The organism is Leucobacter sp. M11 (assembly GCF_035726885.1).
Taxonomy (GTDB): domain Bacteria; phylum Actinomycetota; class Actinomycetes; order Actinomycetales; family Microbacteriaceae; genus JAPFRB01.
Genome location: NZ_JAPFRB010000003.1, coordinates 333,243 through 336,971, shown reverse-complemented (window position 1 = coordinate 336,971; position 3,729 = coordinate 333,243). Strand labels below are relative to the sequence as shown.

The following is a 3,729-nucleotide window of genomic DNA, read 5'->3' as shown; positions in this document are numbered from 1 at the left end:
GCTCCCGGGGCGGACCCTGCCACCCCCGCGGACGATCGGGTCGTCACCGAGGCGGAGCCCGGCGCGTTCCCCGTGACGGTGTCGCACGCTCACGGCACCTTCGAGCTCGCAACGGCCCCGGAACGCATCGTGACAATCGGCTGGGCCAGCGATGACATCGCGGCCGCGCTCGGCGTCATCCCCATCGCCGTGCCCGAGAGCTGGGCCGGTGACGAGGACGGACTCGTGCCCTGGTTCCGGGAGCGGGTCGCGGCAACGGGCGTGCCGCACCCGGTCACGCTGACCGACCTCCCGGGCGGAGAGATCGATTTTGAGCAGATTTTGGCGCTCGAACCCGACGCGATCATCGCACCCTTTTCGGGCCTGACCCAGACCCAGCACCAACGGCTCCAGGAGATCGCACCCACCCTGGCGTACCCCGACGAGCCGTGGTCCCTGGGCTGGCAGGAGCACACCCGGATCGTCGGCGAGGCCCTCGGTCGGCCCGCGCTCGCCGAGCAACTCATCGCGGACACCAACGCCGACATCGCGGCGCACGGGGCCGAACACCCCGAGTTCCTCGACGCCACCTTCGTCTATTCAACCGCGCTGAGCGAGGGCTCCGCCGACGTGGGTTTCTACACCCCGCAGACCTCGCTGATCGGGATCATTGAGGACCTCGGTCTCACGCTCTCCCCGGACCTCGTCACCCTCGCGGAGCCGTTCCGCGACGAGCTCTACTTTGGGGTGAGCCAGGAACTCTTGAGCGAGGTGCAGGCGGATGTCTTCCTCGGGCTCGTCAACAGCCCAGACGAGATCGACCTCGCGATGCAACAGAGTCTCTTCCGGAGCTGGCAGCCCATCAGCGAGGGCCGCGCGGTCTGGCTCACCGATCGAGACGTCTCGATGGCGGTTGCCGCTCCCTCCGTGCTGAGCGTGCCGTGGGTCCTCGACGTCTTCGTCCCCGAGCTCGCGGACGCGCTCGCCCGCGAGTGCCCCCGGTCCGCCTGCGGCGCCGGAGCGCTAGCCCGTGACGGCCTCGCCGCAGTTTCCGCAGACGCCCGAGAGCGAGATGAGTAGGAAGCAGTTCATGCAGACCTCGTGCTGGCGCTCGGGCTGCGGCGGGGTCCGCGGGGTCGCGGGCGCGGCGGCCTTCTTCGGGGCGCTCGCGCGTTTCTTCGCCGCGGGGCGGCCGGGGGCGATCTCCTTGGAGGCAACCCGGACCGGGTGATCGACGGCCCAGCCGCCGCCGGGGCGGACGCTGGGGCGACGGATGGCCTCGCCGACCGAGTCGATGATCTCCTGCTCCGTCGCGAAGCCGTCGGTGTACCCGGGGTGGATCTGGATGTTCGGGCCGCCGTCCTCGCGCACCACGAGCACCCAATCGTCGCCGCGGAACAGGCCCTTGATCTTCACGCGGAACATCAGGCTCTTCAGGAACGCGCGATTCTCAATCGGGACGCGTCGCTCGGTGAAGGTCTCCTCCAGCGAACCGTATCGTCTCATGCCAGCCCCGGTCTCCGCCGCGTGCTCCGTCATTTGGGCCTCCACTCTCACCACTCGACGGAGGTCGCTCCGCCACCTACCAGTATCCCCCGGATGAGGGGCCCCGCGTGACACGGGACCCCCCGCGGCCCTAGGCGATGGGCGTCGGGGCGGGCGCGACCAACTCGCCCGCGGCGAGTCGGCCGATCACGCCGGTCAGGTGGTCAAGCCCGGAAAGCAGGTCCTCGTCCTTCGTGAACTCGTGCAGGTTGTGCGAAACCCCGTTCACGCTCGGCACGAAGAGCATGATGGTCGGCACCGAGTCCTTCATGTTCGTCGAGTCGTGGCCGGCGACGGTCATCACGCGGCCGTGGCTCAGGCCCAGCTGCTCGGCGACCTCGCGGGCGAGCTCCACCCCGGCCTCGGGGTAGGGGTTCTGGTCCCAGGCGTGCTCGGCGACGATCTCGATCGCGACCCGGTCCTCGCGGCTGACCCGCTCGACGACGGCCATCATCCGCTCGTAGGCGTCCCGGATGACCGCCTCGCTCGGGGAGCGCAGGTCGATGAGCAGCCGGACCTCGCTCGCCACGACCACCGGGGAGTTCGGGTAGACGCTGATCTCGCCGCAGGCGGTGTGCAGGGCACCCTCGTCGAAGGCGTCGACGAGCTCCCGCGCCGCGACAATCAGGCGGGAGGCCCCGAGAAGCGCGTCCCGGCGCTCGTTCATCAGGGTCGAACCGCTGTGTGCCTGCTCCCCCGTCACGCGGAACTCGAACTTGTGCGCGGCCCAGGTGGCATTCACGAGGCCGATCGTGACCCCGTCCTCCTCCATGCTCCGCCCCTGCTGGACGTGGATCTCGGCGTAGGAGGCCACCGGGAGCTCGCTGAGCTCCCCGCGCTCGCCCAGCGCGTCCAGGGCATGCTGCACGGTGACCCCGGCGGGGTCGGTCGTCGCGAGCGCCTCCTCCAGCGCCAGCTTCCCCGTGAACACGGAGCTGCCCATCATGGAGGGCTTGAAGCGGGAGCCCTCCTCGTTGAACCAGTTGACCACGGCCAGGTTGAAGCGCGCCCGCTCGGGGCTCGCCCGCAGCTCCTCGGCGATCCGGAAGCAGGCGTGCGCCGAGGCCATCACCCCGTACGCCCCGTCGAAGCGGCCCGCGGTGGGCTGGGAGTCCATGTGCGAGCCGGTCAGCACATAGGGAGCGCCCGGCACCAGCTCCAGGAGGCCGAACTGGTTCCCGATCGCATCACGGCGCACGGAGAAGCCGTGCGCCTCCAGCAGCTCGGCGAACCACCTGCGGTGTTGCCCGTCCGCCTCGCTGGCCGCCTGCCGCTCGACGCCCCCGGTGCCCTCGACCGCGCCGAAGCCGGAGCTCACGGCCCAGTCCGCCAGGAAGTCGGTGTCGTTCGTGTTCATGGTGCGTCCTTTCGAGGTGGTCAGAGACCGGGTGAAGCGAGGAAGAGGTGGGCTGGCTGCGTCGGGGCCGTCCGGGTCACGCGCGAGCGTCGTGGCTGAACTCGCCGCCCACGAGGGTGGCGACGATCTCGAGGTCGGGGAGGTGCGCCGCCGTGAGCGGCGACGCGGAGAACACCGTCAGGTCGGCGAGCTTGCCGCGGCTCAGCGTGCCCCGGTCGCCGATCAGCCCCGTCGCGGTGGCCGCCCACTCGGTGTGCGTGCGCAGGGCCTCCTCCGGGGTGATGGCCTCGGCGGCCGCGAGGACCCGCCCGCTGTCGGTGCGCCGGTCGATCGCGGCCTGCATGCCGCGGCGTAGGTTGTTGTCGGCGACGGGCAGATCGGACGAGCCCGCGAGGATGATGCCCGCGTCGATGACGGAGCTGCCGCGGTAGAGAAAACCCTCCCGATCCCGGCCAACCAGGGCGGCCATCTGGTCCCCCAACGGCCCGATAAACCCGGCCTGCGGGGTCACCGCGAGGCCGAGCCTCCCGGCGCGCTCCACCTGGTCCGGCCGCGAGATGCCGAAGTGTTCGATGCGGCAGGGCGCGACCGAGGGGCCGTACTCGCGCTGCGCCTCCTCGATGAGATCCAGGGCGAGGTCGATCGCCGCGTCCCCGATCGCGTGCAGCGCCAGCGGCCAGCCCGCGCGGTACGCGGCGAGGGTGCGCTCCCGATACGCGCCGGGCTCGTCCAACAGGTACCCGGTGTTGTGCTGGTGTCCGCAGTAGTCCTCGGTGACCGCGGCGGTCGCGCCGAGCAACGAGCCGTCCAGGAACACCTTGACGTGTCCGAAGCGGACGAGGTCGTCC

At 70.9% G+C, this 3,729-nt stretch carries 4 protein-coding genes; 1 reads left to right on the top strand and 3 read right to left on the bottom strand.

Translation table 11 applies throughout. The annotated features are described in order from the left end of the window. Nucleotides 1-1,059, top strand: a 1,059-nt coding sequence (locus tag OOT08_RS09910; RefSeq protein WP_325092486.1) for an ABC transporter substrate-binding protein, incomplete at its 5' end; no start/stop codon positions are given. On the opposite strand, the gene OOT08_RS09905 is transcribed toward OOT08_RS09910, so the two are convergent. The 3 genes from OOT08_RS09905 to OOT08_RS09895 form a co-directional block, all read right to left on the bottom strand. After that, nucleotides 1,003-1,518 carry a hypothetical protein gene (locus OOT08_RS09905; protein ID WP_325092485.1) on the bottom strand — a complete coding sequence of 172 codons (516 nt, stop codon included), beginning with the start codon at nucleotides 1,516-1,518 and terminating at the stop codon, nucleotides 1,003-1,005. The two genes, OOT08_RS09910 and OOT08_RS09905, sit on opposite strands and share 57 nt — an antisense overlap. Nucleotides 1,519-1,615: 97 nt before the next feature. Beyond that, nucleotides 1,616-2,881: a M20 family metallo-hydrolase gene (locus tag OOT08_RS09900; protein WP_325092484.1), complete on the bottom strand. Its 1,266-nt coding sequence runs from the start codon at nucleotides 2,879-2,881 to the stop codon at nucleotides 1,616-1,618. Nucleotides 2,882-2,957: 76 nt separating this feature from the next. Next, nucleotides 2,958-3,729: amidohydrolase (locus OOT08_RS09895; RefSeq protein WP_325092483.1), on the bottom strand; the 772-nt coding region annotated here is incomplete at its 5' end.